Origin of the sequence: Candidatus Blochmannia vicinus, from assembly GCF_023586525.1 — a bacterium.
GTDB classification, from domain to species: Bacteria; Pseudomonadota; Gammaproteobacteria; order Enterobacterales; family Enterobacteriaceae; genus Blochmanniella; species Blochmanniella vicinus.
The window spans coordinates 352,226-370,221 of the sequence record NZ_CP097763.1 but is presented as its reverse complement, the minus strand read 5'-3'; the positions used below and the strand labels follow the sequence as shown (position 1 = coordinate 370,221).

At 28.0% G+C, this 17,996-nt stretch carries 11 protein-coding genes; 10 read left to right on the top strand and 1 reads right to left on the bottom strand.

What is annotated here, in order from left to right; genetic code table 11:
- Positions 1-40: 40 nt before the first annotated feature.
- Positions 41-634, bottom strand: coding sequence for a 16S rRNA (guanine(966)-N(2))-methyltransferase RsmD (gene rsmD / locus M9408_RS01545; protein ID WP_250257437.1), 594 nt, complete (start codon positions 632-634; stop codon positions 41-43).
- A gap of 471 nt (positions 635-1,105) precedes the next feature.
- Here rsmD and ftsY point away from each other — a divergent pair, with 471 nt between their 5' ends.
- The 10 genes from ftsY (at position 1,106) to polA (ending at position 17,917) form a co-directional block, all read left to right on the top strand.
- Positions 1,106-2,032: a signal recognition particle-docking protein FtsY gene (gene ftsY, locus M9408_RS01540; RefSeq protein WP_250257434.1), complete on the top strand. Its 927-nt coding sequence runs from the start codon at positions 1,106-1,108 to the stop codon at positions 2,030-2,032.
- 638 nt (positions 2,033-2,670) lie between these two features.
- Complete coding sequence (rpoH, locus tag M9408_RS01535; protein ID WP_250257432.1) at positions 2,671-3,519, top strand: RNA polymerase sigma factor RpoH; 849 nt, start codon at positions 2,671-2,673, stop codon at positions 3,517-3,519.
- 312 nt (positions 3,520-3,831) lie between these two features.
- The gene (gene metE, locus M9408_RS01530) at positions 3,832-6,123 is read left to right on the top strand and encodes a 5-methyltetrahydropteroyltriglutamate--homocysteine S-methyltransferase (RefSeq protein WP_250257431.1); all 2,292 of its coding nucleotides are present in this window, start codon (positions 3,832-3,834) and stop codon (positions 6,121-6,123) included.
- Between the two features lie 239 nt (positions 6,124-6,362).
- Positions 6,363-7,145 carry a uridine phosphorylase gene (udp, locus tag M9408_RS01525; protein WP_250257429.1) on the top strand — a complete coding sequence of 261 codons (783 nt, stop codon included), beginning with the start codon at positions 6,363-6,365 and terminating at the stop codon, positions 7,143-7,145.
- Between the two features lie 299 nt (positions 7,146-7,444).
- Complete coding sequence (gene rmuC, locus M9408_RS01520) at positions 7,445-8,983, top strand: DNA recombination protein RmuC (protein ID WP_250257427.1); 1,539 nt, start codon at positions 7,445-7,447, stop codon at positions 8,981-8,983.
- Between the two features lie 104 nt (positions 8,984-9,087).
- Positions 9,088-9,846: a bifunctional demethylmenaquinone methyltransferase/2-methoxy-6-polyprenyl-1,4-benzoquinol methylase UbiE gene (gene ubiE, locus M9408_RS01515; protein ID WP_250257425.1), complete on the top strand. Its 759-nt coding sequence runs from the start codon at positions 9,088-9,090 to the stop codon at positions 9,844-9,846.
- Between the two features lie 566 nt (positions 9,847-10,412).
- Positions 10,413-12,053: a ubiquinone biosynthesis regulatory protein kinase UbiB gene (ubiB, locus tag M9408_RS01510; protein WP_250257423.1), complete on the top strand. Its 1,641-nt coding sequence runs from the start codon at positions 10,413-10,415 to the stop codon at positions 12,051-12,053.
- A 308-nt stretch (positions 12,054-12,361) separates the two neighbouring features.
- Positions 12,362-13,843, top strand: coding sequence for a 4-hydroxy-3-polyprenylbenzoate decarboxylase (gene ubiD / locus M9408_RS01505; protein WP_250257421.1), 1,482 nt, complete (start codon positions 12,362-12,364; stop codon positions 13,841-13,843).
- 465 nt (positions 13,844-14,308) lie between these two features.
- On the top strand, positions 14,309-14,938 hold the full coding sequence (dsbA, locus tag M9408_RS01500) for a thiol:disulfide interchange protein DsbA (protein ID WP_250248591.1): 630 nt from the start codon (positions 14,309-14,311) through the stop codon (positions 14,936-14,938).
- Positions 14,939-15,121: 183 nt separating this feature from the next.
- Entirely contained in the window at positions 15,122-17,917 is a 2,796-nt protein-coding gene (polA, locus tag M9408_RS01495; RefSeq protein ID WP_250257419.1) for a DNA polymerase I, read from the top strand.
- Positions 17,918-17,996 lie beyond the last annotated feature (79 nt).

Here is a 17,996-nt window from a genome sequence, read left to right as displayed (position 1 = left end):
TAACTGGCATTTTGTTTAGTTTTTATTTTATCTATAAATTTTACAATTTTCTTACAAAAAGATAGCATACAATACTTTGAGTAGTTTTTTTTCGATATAAAAACCAATAACTAGGAATTATATTGACATTAAAAATATTTTTATTTTTTGAAGTTTCTATGTAAATCCAAGATTCTTTTTTAAAAAGATTATACCGTTCTAATAAAAAAATAACCTCAGGTATAATAACATTATCCTGAAAGGGAGGATCTAAAAAAATCACATCATAAGCAGCAATTGCTCGTCGTAACCAAGAACGACAATCAGTATATATTACTTCACTGTTGTACTCTAAAAAAGACCGTATAATTGTCATCAATGCTGTGATACACATATATTTATTATCTAAAAAAGTTACTTTATTAGCTCCTCTAGACAATGATTCTAAACCTAATGCACCGCTTCCAGCAAAACAATCTAAACAGATAGCACCAGAAATAATAGGAGCTAGCCAGCTAAACAGCATTTCACGTATACGATTAGTAGTTGGACGTACATTAGCGCACTGAATAATAGGTATTTTACGCCCTTTCCATTTACCTCCAATAATTCTAATTTTCCCAACAGCACTGAATCGTGATTTATTTTTAGACATATACTGTATCTCTTACACGATAAAATAAGTAGCTCATGGTAATTCTAATCTTTTAATGTAAAACATCTACCGTCAGAAATAATACTAGCTTTATGTTCTTCTGATAAAATCTAACTATTTAGACATGGACTTATATGTTCTACACATTATAAAAAATTATAGATTATATTTATAATTATAACGTACAATAACTTAATATCTTCATACCCTATAACTCATGATTTGTTATGTTATTAGTTAACCATACCTAATACTTAAAATTAATCAATAATATTGAATATATTGTATTCTTATAAAGAACGACATAAAACATTTTATCTACATAAATAATTTATTTTTAAAAATTTTCTATAAGACTCAAATATATTTCTGTTGCTTACGTAAGTCATTATTAATTAATTGTAAGTATTTCAAAAAATATAAAACAAAAGTAGCATTTAATATACTAACAATAACGAAGGGCCAGTACATATGAACTATAAATATAATTTTTTTAATAGATTAAAACAGAGCTTATTAAATACTCGAAAAAAATTAGGTGACAACATAACAAAATTGGTTCGTAACAAAAAAGTTGATGTCGATATATTAAACAATATTGAAAATAAGTTATTGGTTGCTGATATAAGTACACAAACTACTCAAAAAATTATCAATAATTTAAAAAATTATATTAACCTTCATGCTAATTGCAATAACAAATCTTTTTATGATACATTGCGTGATGAAATATTGAACATACTTATATCTATCGATAAACCATTACTTATAGAAGAAAGAAAACCATTTATCATATTAATGGTAGGAGTTAATGGTGTTGGAAAAACTACTACTATTGGAAAATTAGCATATTATTATCACTTAAAAAATAAATCTGTAATGTTAGCGGCAGGAGATACCTGTAGAGTAGCAGCAACAGATCAATTGGAAATTATGGGAAAACGTAGTGGTTGTGTTGCAGTAATAAAAAATAATACTACTTCCGATCCTGCCTCGGTAATTTTTGATGCCGTTAAAATGGCTAAAATGAAACTTGCTGATCTGCTGATTATAGACACTGCGGGTAGATTACAAAATAAAATCTATGCAATGGAAGAATTAAAAAAAATTATTAGAGTTATAAAAAAAATTGATATAGAAGCGCCTCATGAAACTATGCTAGTTCTTGATGCTAATATCGGACAAAATTCTATCAGCCAAGTACGCATTTTTAATGACGCAATCAAAATTACAGGATTAATTATGACCAAATTGGACGGAAGTGCTAAAGGCGGCGCTCTCTTATCTATCGCTGACCATTTTTCTATTCCAATACGATATATTGGAATAGGACAAAATATCGATGACTTTCAACCATTTGAACCACACAATTTTGTTGAAGCTATTTTTAAAAAATAAACTTAATGATCAACCACTACGTCTAATTTATATAAATACTTATTTAAAACAAAATATTTATATTAAATAACAAAAATCTCTTTACAGGTAATTATTATGACATAATGTTATTAATATCTATTATACTTTTACGGATGTTTTCTAAAAATTATTCGATTTTAAAAAAGTAAAATACCAATTACAATTAATTTAAAGCAAAATCTTAACATATACTAGGGCATTAATAAAGAAGTAAATTAAAACTGCAAAAGCCATCATTACTCACAATAATTATATAGATAAATCCGCTAATGTATGTGTATAAAAATTTTTATTCTAAATATAAAATACACATCGTTAATCATTATCGATGTTAACTTAAAAAGATTTATATTCCTTACTACAACCAGATTGTAGGCCATATGATATCATTAGGAACAATATTTATTTATTGATAATAAGTAACTTTTACGGTACTTTAATGTCATGAAATTAATAATACAAATTCATGATGATTCTATTATAAATATGTTGTGCTATGTATAGGATGCATAGATATTCCTTTGAATATAACAGAATTATTTTATACTTAGTTTCATGTATATCCTGTATTGCATGATATAATCGTCTGTATACATGTAATCGTTTTAGGAGAATAAATGCCTAAAAATATGCAAAATAGTATAACTTTAGTTCCCCAAGGAACTTTAGAAGCATATATAAGAGCGGCCAATTCCTATACTCTTCTGACTTCAAAAGAAGAGCGAGCATTGGCTGAGCGATTATATTATCATGGAGATTTAGAATCAGCAAAAAAACTTATTGTATCGCATTTAAGATTCGTCATTCATGTTGCTCGCAATTATTCCGGCTATGGATTACCACAGGCTGATTTAATACAGGAAGGTAATATTGGTTTGATGAAAGCTGTACGTCGATTCAATCCGGAATTAGACGTTCGTTTAGTATCATTTGCTGTGCACTGGATTAAATCAGAAATCCATGAATATGTTTTAAAAAACTGGCGTATTGTAAAAATAGCTACTACTAAAGCACAGCGCAAACTATTTTTTAATTTAAGAAAAGCTAAACAACGTTTAGGTTGGTTTAATGCAGGAGAAATAGAAATAGTTGCGAAAGCATTAAACGTAACTAGCAAGGACGTGCGCGAAATGGAATCTCGTATGGCAGCACAAGATATGACTTTTGAACAATCTTCAGATGAAGATAATCGAGGAGTAATAGCACCTATACTATATTTACAAGATAAAATAATCACTTCTAACGAAGAAAATGAGTGGATAGATCAAGTTAGTGATAAGCTAAACACAGCTATAAATGCCCTGGATAAACGCAGTCAACATATTATTCGTGCGCGATGGCTAAACGTAGATAATAATAAAAGTACATTACAAGAATTGGCCAATCAATACGGTGTTTCTGCGGAACGAGTACGTCAATTAGAAAAAAACGCCATGAAGAAAATGAAATTAATAATACAGAACTAATTAATTTTTATAAATGTCATTTATAAAAACACAAACTATTAAACATATATTTATAAAAATTTTAGTTACTTGACTATATATATAATCATTTGATACTATTACCATGGATGAGGCACTTAAATTATCTAATACAATATATTATACTCAGTAACTAATTAATAATACTATATATAATCAAATGTTGGTTTAATTAAAAATTAATTTAATAGCCATTGAATGAACTGTTGATATCAACAATAATCTTTGAAAATATTTTTATTTTCATTCTTGAAACCCACTGTATATAACTAAAGATAGATCATGGAGTAAATTATGACAACTGTCGGTCATACATTAGGATTTCCTCGTATTGGCTTACATAGAGAACTAAAGTACGCTCTAGAAAATTATTGGAACGGAAAAATACAAGAATATGAATTATTAGAAATAGGCCGTACATTGCGTATTCGTCATTGGAAACAACAGAAAGATTCTGGTATAGACTGGATTCCAGTAGGTGATTTTGCATGGTATGATCATGTTCTAACGACCAGTTTAATGCTTAATAATATTCCAAATAGACATCGCGTTTTCCAGGAAAAAATTACTTTAAATACGCTATTTAAGGTAAGCCGAGGTTATTCTTTAAATAACAAGCTGATACCTCCTTCAGAAATGAAAAAATGGTTTAATACAAATTATCACTATATAGTTCCCGAATTTATCCAAACTCAAGAATTTAAATTAAATTGGACTCAATTATTTGATGAAATAGATGAAGCTTTATCATTAAAATATAAAATAAAACCGATACTACTTGGGCCAATTAGTTATCTTTGGTTAGGAAAAGTAAAAGGAAAACAATTTGATCGATTATCATTACTACCTGCTCTATTATCAGTATATCAAGATATATTGAATATTTTTTCAAAAAAGAACATTGATTGGGTACAAATTGACGAACCCATATTAGTTTTAGAGCTTCCATCAAAATGGTTAGAAACATATTTGAATGTGTATGAACAACTCCATGGTAAAGTTAAATTATTACTAACCACTTATTTCGACAGTATATATCATCATCTAAATACTATTAAACAACTTAAAATAGATGGTTTACATGTAGATCTAGTTTCTGGTCCTGATGATGTTCCTTTAATTCACACGCAACTACCAAAACATTGGATATTATCAGCAGGAGTAATTAACGGACGTAATATATGGAAAACTAATCTACATTATTGGTTCAAAAAATTATCCCCTTTAGTAGAAGAACGTAAGATATGGATAGGCTCTTCTTGTTCCTTATTACACAGCCCTATTGATCTAAATATAGAAAAAAAATTAGATAAACATATCACAGAATGGTTTGCTTTTGCATTGCAAAAATGTTCTGAAATAAAAATGTTATGCACTGCTTTAAATTCTAAAAATAAAAATAACTCAACATATGAAGAAAATATACTTAATGAATATTATGTTGCTAACAGTTTAAGATCTCACTCTGCTACAGTTCATAATATACAAGTTAAAAAAAGACTCGAGCATATCAACAAAATTCCACACTCTCGATATTCTCCATACACAACACGAGTTATATTGCAGCATAAAAAGTTTAATTTACCATTATTTCCGACCACTACTATCGGTTCATTTCCTCAGACTGAAGAAATTCGTAAACTTCGCTCAAACTTTAAAAATAACCAAATCAATAAAAAAGATTATTGCGTTGGCATTAAAAACTATATTAAACAAATTATTGTGGAACAAGAAAAATTAGATTTAGACGTTTTAGTTCACGGAGAACCAGAGAGAAATGATATGGTAGAATACTTTGGAGAAAACTTAAATGGATTTGTATTTACTCAAAATGGATGGGTACAAAGTTATGGTTCTCGTTGCGTGAAACCTCCGGTAATTATTGGAGATATTAGTCGTTTAAAACCTATTACTACAAAATGGATAAGTTATGCCCAATCATTAACTAATAAACCAATAAAAGGTATATTAACTGGACCTGTGACTATCATGTCTTGGTCATTCCTACGTGAAGATTTACAATGTAAAACAATAGCGTTGCAATTAGCGCTGTCAATACGTGATGAAGTAATAGATCTAGAAAAATCTGGAATTCGAATAATACAAATTGATGAACCAGCTTTACGAGAAGGATTGCCTTTAAAACATTCTAATCAAAAAAAATATTTAGAATGGGCGATCAATGTATTTAGGATCACTGCATCATCTGTAAAAGATGATACCCAGATTCATACTCATATGTGCTATTCCGAATTTAGTGATATTATTCATGCAATTATAGAATTAGATGCAGATGTAATCAGCATAGAAGCATCTAGGTCAGATGAAAAAATATTAGAAACCATACAACATGCAATAACAAACTTAAATGAAATTGGCCCAGGTATATATGATATTCATTCCACAAATGAACCAACTCAGAATGATCTTATCGAAAAAATTAATCAATTGTTGAAATATATTCCAAAAAACCGTTTATGGATTAATCCTGATTGTGGACTAAAAACGAGATCATGGCCTGAAACTAAACGATCATTAAAAAATATGGTATCTGCGGTAAAAGTATTGCGTAAACAGTACTCATAAGTTATAACTAACAATTTTAATGATTTAATAATAAAACATCATAATAAAATAACTCAGCCCATTGAATTATTATAAAGTATATCTGTTAAATTTTTATTTAATAAATAATCATTAAAGAAATTTGAATTTATATTATTTGTATTCATAAAAATCAAAGAACTTTGAAAAAATCATAATTAGTTTTTAACTATAAAACAAACGTATAATCACTATCAACATAGTTAAGTAATAAAAATTTTATGTCTATAACTAACGCATTTCATTTAGGTTTAAAGATTAGTGATCTTCAAGGCGCAACTTTAGCTATTCTTCCGGGAGATCCTAACAGAGTTAAAAAAATTGCTTCGCTTATGAATAATCCAAAATATATTGCTAGCTATAGAGAATTTACTACTTGGTCCGCAAAAATTAATGGAAATACAATAATCGTTTGTTCTACAGGAATAGGTGGGCCATCCACTTCTATTGTAATAGAAGAATTGTCCCAATTAGGTATACGTACATTCTTACGCGTAGGCACTGCGGGTGCTATCCAAAAATATATAAAAATAGGAGACGTATTAATTGTAACTGCCGCCGTCCGTTGTGATGGAGCCAGTCAACATTTTGCTCCATTAGAATTTCCAGCAACAGCAGACTTATCATGTAGTATGGCATTAATTAAAGCTGCTAAAAAAATTGGCATTAAATCACATTATGGTGTGACTGTATCTTCAGATACGTTTTATCCCGGACAAGAAAGAAAAGATACATATTCTGGTCGAATTATTAAAAAATTGCGTGGTTCTATGGAAGAATGGAAAAACATGGGGGTCATGAGCTACGAAATGGAATCTGCAACATTGTTGACTATGTGTTTAACTCAAGGATTACGAGCAGGAGTTGTAACAGGTATTATCGTAAATCGCACACAACAAGAAACTCCAAATGTTATTTGGATGCGCAATGCTGAAAATATGGCGATCAAAGTTGTAATTGAAGGAGCTCACATTATTCTTACTGAAGGTAATAACTGCACATAATTAATTTAATTTTGATAACATTAACTATTAATTATTATTATTGTTTAAATTTTTGATTTAATTGATTATGACACAATTTAATTGATTTTAAAAAATTTTAATAAATATATTATTTTACAATAAAAATACTTTCATATGATTAAATATTTTTTATAGTAATAAATAATATGTTTTGAAACATGATATAATGTTAGGTAACTTAGATCTTTAAATTGTTCAAACATCATATATAATAGCTAATAGCAAATGACTGCTATAATATTTTTATAGTTATATTCCATAGTAGAGAATATATGACAATGATCCTATTTTACTTATATAATATAATTAGTATGTTAGTAGGTTCCTTAATTACTGGAATATTCTGTAAAATTATAGAAAAACGCTGTATTCAAAGATATAAAAATGACTGTACAGCTCACGAAAATACCTTATGTATAATTAAACAAAATTTAAAAAATGAATCTGATTTACGGCATGATATTGAACAAAAATTGCAAAACAAATCACAAATAGTATACGAACTACATGGGAAATTATCCACTACTGAAGAACGTTTAAAATTATTAGATTATTATCACCAAAAATCTGAGCAATTAAATCATGAATTACATATACAATTGAGTTTAAATCATACTCAAGAATTAAAACTACAAGAATTAAACATTCGTTTAGAAGAATATAAGCTTGCAACAGAAGAAAAGCAAAAGTTATTTATTGATAGTGAAAACCGATTAACTATGCAATTTGAAAATTTAGCGAATCGTATTTTTGAACAAAACGGATACAAGATAGATAAACAGAACCGAATAACCCTTGATAGAATATTATATCCATTAAAAGAACAATTAGAGGGTTTTAAAAATCAAATACAAAACAATTTTGAAAAAGAAGAACAAGCCAGGCATACTTTAACATATGAAATTCGTAATTTACATCAATTAAACGCAAAAATCACTCAGGAAACTATTAATTTAACACAAGCATTAAAAGGAAACAATAAAACCCAGGGTAGCTGGGGAGAAGTAATTTTAACTCGTGCATTAGAAGCTTCTGGCATGCGAGAAGGTCATGAATTTCATATACAAGTCAGTATAAAACAAACAAATGGACATAGATTACAGCCTGATGTCATTATCCATTTACCCCAAGGTAAAAATGTAGTAATTGATTCCAAAATATCTTTAGTGGCCTATGAACGTTATTTCAATAGCAATAATGAAGAAGATCGACAATTGGCTATAGCTGACCATGTACATTCATTGCGTGCGCACATAAAGTCATTAAGTAAAAAAGATTACCAAAAATTATTTGGATTAAACACATTAGATTATATTTTAATGTTTGTTCCTATTGAATCTGCTTTTATGTTAGCTATTGAAAAAGAAGTATCATTATTAACTGATGCCATGCGATATAATATCATGTTGATTAGTCCTACAACGTTGTTGATTGCTTTGCGTACTATTAATAATCTGTGGCGCTATGAGTATCAAAATTGTCACTCAAAAAAAATTGCTGATAAAGCTGGGCGTTTATATGATAAACTACGACTGTTTATGGATGACTTAAACAAAATTGGTCTATATCTGAATAAAGCAGAAGTTATTTACAACGCAGCGAAAAATAAATTTTCTGAAGGAAAAGGTAATATTATAAGTCAAGCAGAAAGTTTTAGAGCACTTGGGGTACAAATAAAACAACCAATTATTACTAATGAGACCCCTCCTCATTCTATATTTTTATGTGATAAACAAAATAATCCTTCTTATAATCCATCTGATTTTGAAGATAATATCACCCAAAATACATGTCATGAATCTTTAACGAACTCTTGATGAAATACATCTAAAATATACAAATTAGTAAAATCCAAATACTTATTTTATTAAATTTTCAATAAATAAAAATCTAACGAAGGTATTACAATAACAAATTAAATATGAATAATAAACACAAAAAAAATTTGACTCATTTTGGCTTTCAAGAAGTCCCCAAAAATAAAAAAACATTACTAGTATCTAAAATCTTCCATGATATAGCGTCAAAATATGATTTAATGAATGACTTAATGTCCTTCGGTATACACAGAATGTGGAAACGATGCATGATTCATCACAGTACAGTGTATACCGGACAAAAAGTGCTAGATCTAGCCGGAGGCACAGGAGATTTAAGTATTAAATTTTCACGATTAGTTGGCAATTCAGGAATAGTAGTATTAGTAGATATCAATGATTCTATGATAGATATAGGACAAAAAAAATTGCGTAATTTAGGTATATTAAATAACGTGATATATGTGCAGGCTGATGCTGAAGCTTTGCCTTTCCCTGACAATACTTTTGATTGTGTCGCTGTTTCTTTTGGTTTACGTAATTTTACAAACAAGGAACAAGCATTATTTTCAATACATAGAGTTCTAAAATCTAAAGGTAAAGTACTCATTTTAGACTTTGGAGTGCCTATTTTTAAAATATTAAATACAATATATGATTTATATTCATTTCACGTCTTACCCAAAATAGGTGAGTTAATAGCTCAAAACGCTAATAGTTATCGCTATCTTGTAGAATCTATTCGTATGCATCCAGACCAGGAAACTTTGAAAAATATGATGATGCAAACAGGATTTAATAATGTTAAATATTTTAATATGACTTGCGGAATTGCAGTATTACATTGTGCACATAAATATTAAAACAATATATTTATATTAATAAACTATTAAAATCAATTTTTAATTATCTTATTAATCATCACCAAAATGATAGACAATCATGTTAAATTTTAAAAAATTATTCCGCATAACACCACAATATCTGACTATTTTATATCTTAATAAGAAACTATTGCATACTTTCAGTATTAAAAAAAATTATATTGTATAATGCAGATATACTGCAACATTTATTGTTACTTTTGATAAATATATAGTGCAGAATATAAAAATATTAATTTAATAAATAACAGTAATTTATAATTGATTATAATATATTTAATAAAACATTTAGATGATATCTGGTTATATATTACTAATTTTGTTTTATTTACATTAACGGGTCTTATTAAAAAATAAATCATATGATCCAATATTTCTAAGTTTCTACTATTACAAAAATGGATATTGTTCATATTGAAAGTGTTAAATTATAATTATTAATGATCAACAGACACTCATACTAAAAGTACACTAGAATTATTGCAGTTTTCTTAAATATACCTAAAATATTTATCTAATTATTTAAACAAATTATAGGAAATTTAATGTTTGTTGATGAATTATATCGATTTTATTACATAATTAAAACAATACTAAATTATGGATTAAGTGATTTCGTTCCTACCCATCGATTAATTTTCCCATTAAGAATAGGAAGTAGATTTTTTTTACGTATTTTAAATAAACATTACCAACTAACTTTAGGAGAACGATTTCGTTTAGCATTGCAAGAATTAGGTCCAATATGGATTAAATTAGGTCAAATGCTTTCTACTCGTCGTGATATTTTCTCAGATTCCATTGCTGATCAATTATCAATGCTGCAAGATCGCGTGGTGCCTTTTGACGGTATCCTTGCTAAAACATATATAGAACGTGCTATTGGCAATCCACTAGAAACATGGTTTAAAGATTTTCAAGAAATACCATTGGCATCTGCATCTATTTCACAAGTACATGCCGCCAGATTTAAGAAAACCAATAAAGCTATAGTAATCAAAGTTATTCGTCCAGGTCTCTTGCCTATTATTAAAACAGATATACGTTTAATGCATAGATTAGCTAATTGGATTTATAAATTTCTCCCAGAAGGACGAAAATTTAAGTTTTCAGAAGTGGTTTCAGAATATGAAAAAACCCTTTTTAACGAACTTAATCTATTAAAAGAAGCAGCCAATACTATTCAATTACGAAGAAATTTTAAAAACAGTCAAATATTATACATACCTAAAGTATATGTAGATTTTTGCAGCGAAAAAGTTATGGTTATGGAGCGTATTTATGGCATATCCGTATATGATATAGTTGCATTAAAGAAACAAAGAACTAATATGAAATTATTGGCAGAACGCGGGATAGAAATATTCTTTACTCAAGTATTTAGAGATAGTTTTTTTCATGGAGACATGCATCCTGGTAATATATTCATTAGTTATAAACATCCAGAAAATCCAAAATACATTAGTATTGATTGTGGCATTATTGGATCTTTAAATAAAAAAGATAAATACTATTTAGCAGCAAATTTTATCGCATTTTTTAATCGCGACTATCGTAAGATAGCCGAATTACATCTTGACTCGGGCTGGGTACCCATCAATACTAACATTGAAGACTTTGAATGTGCGATGAGAACAGTATTTGAGCCAATTTTTGAACAACCTCTAGAAAATGTTCCTTTTAGTAAAATATTACTATATTTGTTTAATACTGCACGATGTTTTAATATGGAAATACAACCTCAATTAATCTTACTACAAAAAACTTTATTATACGTTGAAGGAATAGTAAGGCAACTGTATCCTCATTTAGATCTTTGGAAATCTGCTAGACCTTTTTTAGAAAAATGGATGCAAGATCAATTAAAGTTTTCAACAACAATATGTAATTTGGCAGACAAAGTACCTCATTGGATAAATAAAATACCAGAATTACCCGCTATATTATCTAATGAATTTAAACGTTCTTGTATGCTACAAAAAAAAATAGAAATTTTGATAACAGAGTTAAAAACGCAACGAACTAATCAAAGTCAAGCATTATTTTTATTTGGCGTTGGAGCAACATTAATTACCAGCAGTATTTTCTTGTGTATACAAGATAAATATTTTAAAAATTTTTCTATTTTTTTATTTGTCACCGGAATATTCGTTTGGACAATTGGGTGGAAACGTATCATGCAGTAATTATTATCATTATTATTAACTTCATATCTAATTTTATTTCTAATAAAACATTATTTTTACAATTTAAAGAAATATCTTCATATTTATATTATAAAAAATAAAAATATTTTATATTCAATATAATTATTTTAACATTATAACAACTAAATATAGTTTTTTAAAAATTACTAATATAATTAAAATTTGAATTATTTTAAAAAATAATCTATTAATTGCAATATATAATGTATATTGTATATAATGAGTATCGTTGTAAAAGTAATACCAAATTAGGAACAATAATATAAATTTAATGCCTATCAAATATCATGAAATACAAAGATTTGCGTGATTTTATTAAAATTTTAGAGTATAAAGGAGACTTAAAAAGAATTACTCTTCCCATTAACCCTGATTTAGAGATAACAGAAATTGCTGATCGTACCATTAAATCTGGAGGACCAGCACTATTTTTTGAAAACCCTAAAGGATATACAATACCTGTTCTTTGTAATTTATTTGGTACTCCTAATAGAATAGCTTTAGGTATGGGCAAAGAAAATTTACCATCATTACGTGATGTTGGAAAATTACTTGCATTTTTAAAAGAACCTGAACTCCCAACAGGAATACGTGATTTTTTTTCTAAAATGCCTCATTTTCGTCATATTTTACATATGCCTATCAAGCGCGTAAGTACAGCTCCGTGTCAAGAAAATATTTGGTGTAATAAAGACGTAGATATTACACATATGCCAATAATGCGTTGTTGGCCTAAAGACATATCTCCTGTAATTACTTGGGGAATCACAATAACTCGTGGGCCAAAAAAAAGACGACAAAATCTTGGGATTTATCGCCAACAAGTACTATCTAAAAACAAAATTCTTATAAGATGGCTATCTCATCGTGGTGGAGCATTAGATTTTCAAGAATGGAATAAATATACTTCAGAAAAAAGATTTCCAATCACTATAGCATTAGGAGCTGATCCAGCTACTTTACTAGGAGCAGTAATCCCTATCCCTGATACATTATCAGAGTATGCTTTTTCCGGTCTATTAAGAGGCTATAAAACTGAAGTAATTAAATGCATTTCATGTGACTTGGATGTTCCAGCTAATTCTGAAATTATCTTAGAAGGATATTTAGAACGAGGCAAGACAGCAATAGAAGGTCCTTTTGGAGATCACACAGGGTACTATAATACTACCGCTCAATTTCCAATATGCACCATTACCCACGTTACTCAAAGAAATAATCCAATCTATCATTCTACTTATACTGGACGTCCACCCGATGAACCTGCGATGCTTGGAATGGCAATGAATGAAGTATTTATTCCTATAATACAGAAACAATTTCCAGAAATTATAGATTTTTATTTACCTCCTGAAGGTTGTTCATATAGATTAGCTATTGTAACCATAAAAAAACAATATATTGGGCATGCCAAGCGCATAATTTTTGGAATATGGTCTTTTCTAAAACAATTTATGTACACTAAATTTATTATTATATGTGACGACGATATTAATGCACGGGATTGGAATGATGTTATATGGGCAATTACTACACGTATGGATCCCGCTCGAGATTCGATAATAATAGAAAATACTCCAATTGATTACCTTGATTTTTCTAGTCCAGTTTCTGGATTAGGCGCTAAAATAGGTATGGATGCTACAAACAAATGGCCCGGAGAAACTGAAAGAGAATGGGGTATCCCAATTAAAATGCATAATACAGTACGACATCATATTGATAGTATTTGGGATAAATTAAACATATTTCATAAAAAAAAACAATAATAATGTAATTTTCCAAATGCAAAAACCATCATATCTTTATGATGACAAAATCACTATATACTCTGTTCTTTAATTAAAAACAGCATTTATATATAAAATATAAATTACTCTATACTTAATTAGATATCTTTCTATTGTGTATAACAATATTCTTTATAGTTAATGATTGATACTGTCCTAAAATTATCCCTGTATTTATTTATGTGACCATTTATATAAAATATTAAAATAATCTCAACTTTTTAAGTTTTTATATAAATCGTGCAAACATCTTAGTAAGAGTAAATAATTATTGTAAAAATATTTTTATTTATTACTACACTTAACTAATATAATAATTATAAAACCTATTAATTTACAATAAGCACACCAATTCTCATACATATCAAAATAATATTAGTATGATAATTAAGACCACACATCAACAAGTCAAAATAGAATATTATGGGATTATTAGGAGGTTGTATGAAAAAATTACATCTTATTTTGATAGTAATTTCTTTAACATTTTCATGCAAAAGCATTTCATCTGAAATTATTGAAGGAAAACAATACATTCTATTAAATAAACCTATTCATAATGCCCCTAAACTACTAGAATTTTTTTCTTTTTATTGCCCTCATTGTTATCAGTTCGAACAAATTTATCATATCTCAAACAATGTAAAAAAAACACTACCTAAAAACGTAAATTTTTATAAATATCATGTAAATTTTTTAGGTAATTTAGGAAAACAATTAACACACGCTTGGGCTGTGGCAATAGTATTAGGAATAGAAAACAAAATTAGTCCCATATTATTTATAGCGATACAAAAGCAACAATCTATCCATACCATAGAAGATATTCGTACAATATTTATTAAATCTGGCGTTAATGCAGAAGAATTTGATACTGCTTGGGATAGTATATTAGTAAAGTCTTTAGTATCAGATCAAGAACAGGCAGCAATAAATTTTCATCTCAGGGGAGTTCCATCGATATTTATCAATGGTAAGTATATGATAAAAAACGACAAATTGGATATATCATCAGTAAATGCCTATACGCAACAATTTTGTGAACTATTAAATTTACTCATAAATAAAACATAAAAATTTTATATATTTATGTAATTATCATACTATACATATACTCATTTAAGTTATATAACACAACTTCATTTAATTTTTATTATTTTATTATCTATGATAATATTGTTACCTGATAAATTTACTAAATAAGTATCCAGCATTCTTTAATCTTTTCTAAGATTAAATCATATATAAAATATCATTATGATTACAATTATAAATAATCCGATAATTTTAGTGGATGGTTCTTTTTATATACATCGTGCCTATCATGCATTACCACCATTAAAAACCAGTAATGGAGAAGCAGTATGGGTAATATATGGAGTAATCAACATGATAAAAAGTCTATTAGTGCGATATCAACCTGCTCATATGGTAATTGTTTTTGATACAATTGGAAAAACATTTCGTAACAACTTATTTGAAAAATATAAGGCTAATCGCATTAAAACCCCTAAAGATCTATTTACTCAAATAGATCCACTATGCAAGATAATACAAGCCATGGGACTGCCAACGCTTCAGGTACCTAATGTAGAAGCAGACGATGTTATAGGAACGCTAGCTATATCTTACGCACAATCAGGAAATCCTGTATTAATTAGTACAGGAGATAAAGATATGGCCCAAATAGTATCATCTAAGATAACTCTTATTAACACTATATCAAATATTATATTTACTCCCAAAGAAGTAGAAAAAAAATTTGGAATACCACCAGCATTGATAGCTGATTATTTAGCATTAACAGGAGATCGTTCGGATAATATTCCTGGTGTTCCTGGAGTAGGAAAAAAAACTGCACAAATATTATTAAAAAAAATAGGAAATTTAAAAACATTATATGAAAATTTAGATAGCATTGGTATATTGAAGATACGGGGCGCTAGGGCGATACAAAATATATTACAAATCAATAAAGAAATAGCATTTCTTTCTTATAAATTAACAACCATCAAAACAGATGTATCCTTAGATACTTCTGTTTATCAGCTAGCAAGACAACAGGCAAATATTGATACTTTATTATCATTATTTAAACGATATGAGTTCAAAAATTGGTTAATAGATTTAAAATCAAAAAAATGGTTGTATAAAGATATACGCTTAAATAAGCTATCGTCAAATCAATGCCTAAAAAGTACGTTTTTAAATCAAAAAAGTAATTTATTATTAGATTATGTCAAAGAAAAAAAAATTGTCAAAATAATACATGATATTAAAATGCTTTATCATTGGATTGAAAAAATTAAAATATCTAAATTCTTTATATTTAACATACATACAGATATGTTTAACGCTGCTACAGCTAATATTATAAGCATATGTTTATCTATAAATCCTGATGAAAGTGCGTTTATTCCTATAAACACTAATTTAATTAATAATCATCAAGGTTTTTTATATCTTGAAGAAATACTGTCAACGCTACAGCCAATTTTAGAAAATTCAGAAATAAAAAAAATTGGGCAACATCTAAAGTTTAGTTACGCTATATTTAAACGTTACAATATAAATTTAGTTGGTATGGCATTCGATGTCATATTAGAATTATACATATTGTATGGTACTTCCAATTATCAAGATATAAGAAATTTTTTAGATAAAGATACATTCAACGCTGTTATAGATTTTAAAAATAATTACCATAAAAATAGTATTATCTTAGACGCACATAATGTACAATCGCAATCTCTACATGCTGCTAAATTCATTAAATCCCTGTTCAATCTACATCATATTTTATGGCCAAAGATAAACACAAACAATAAACTAAAAAAAATATTTGAAGAAATAGAAATGCCTTTAATATCCATATTATCTCGTATCGAAAACTATGGCGTATTAATAGATAAAAAACTACTTAACGCTCATTCAATGGAATTAGATTCTCAACTCAATGCATTAAAACTGGAAGCGTATCAATTAGTAAATACTTCTTTTAATCTTTCTTCAACCAAGCAATTACAAGAAATATTGTATAGTAAACAAAGATTGCCAATTTTAAAAAAAACACCTACTGGCGCTCCTTCAACCAATGAAGAAGTATTAAAAATATTATCAAAAAAATATCCAATGCCAAAAATCATTTTACGGTATCGTAGTTTAGCTAAATTAAAATCTACTTATACTAATAAATTAATTACTATGATTAATAAGAAATCGAATCGAGTACATACCTCATATAATCAAACTAGAACTTCTACGGGACGTCTTTCTTCTACTAATCCAAATTTACAAAATATTCCAAATAGAAATTTGGACGGTAGAAAAATACGTCAAGCTTTTATTGCTCCAACAAATTTTTTAATTGTAGCTGCAGATTATTCACAAATAGAATTAAGAATAATGGCGCACCTATCTCAAGATATCAAATTAATTAATGATTTTCTCTCTGGAAAAGATATTCACACTACAACAGCTTCCGAAATATTTGTAACTGCATTACATTTAGTGACTAATGAACAAAGACATCAAGCTAAAACTATCAATTTTGGATTAATTTATGGAATGAGTGCATTTGGATTAGCACGTCAATTATCAGTAACATGTAAAGAAGCGCAAAAATATGTAGATCGTTATTTTAAACGGTATCCTGGAGTCATGAGATATATGAAACATATTCGAGAGCATGCTAATAAATATGGCTATGTATCTACATTGGATGGGCGAAAATTATATTTACCAGATATTTTTTCTTCTAATATTTCTCAAAAAAAAGGTGCTGAAAGAGCAGCAATCAATGCTCCTATGCAAGGAAGTGCTGCTGATATTATTAAAAAAGCAATGATATCTGTTGATAATTGGTTACAAAAAAATAAAATTCCAGCACGTATAATCATGCAGGTTCATGATGAATTAGTATTTGAAGTGCACCATGAAATCCTAGATCCAGCTGTGAAACAAATTAAAAAATTAATGGAAGAATGTTTTGTTATTGATGTCCCACTAAAAGTAGATATCGGTATTGGAAAAAATTGGGAGCAAGCACATTAATATTATTAAATTTAATGTATACATCATATAAATAATATATATATACAAATATTAAACACCAATTAAAACAACTTATTTA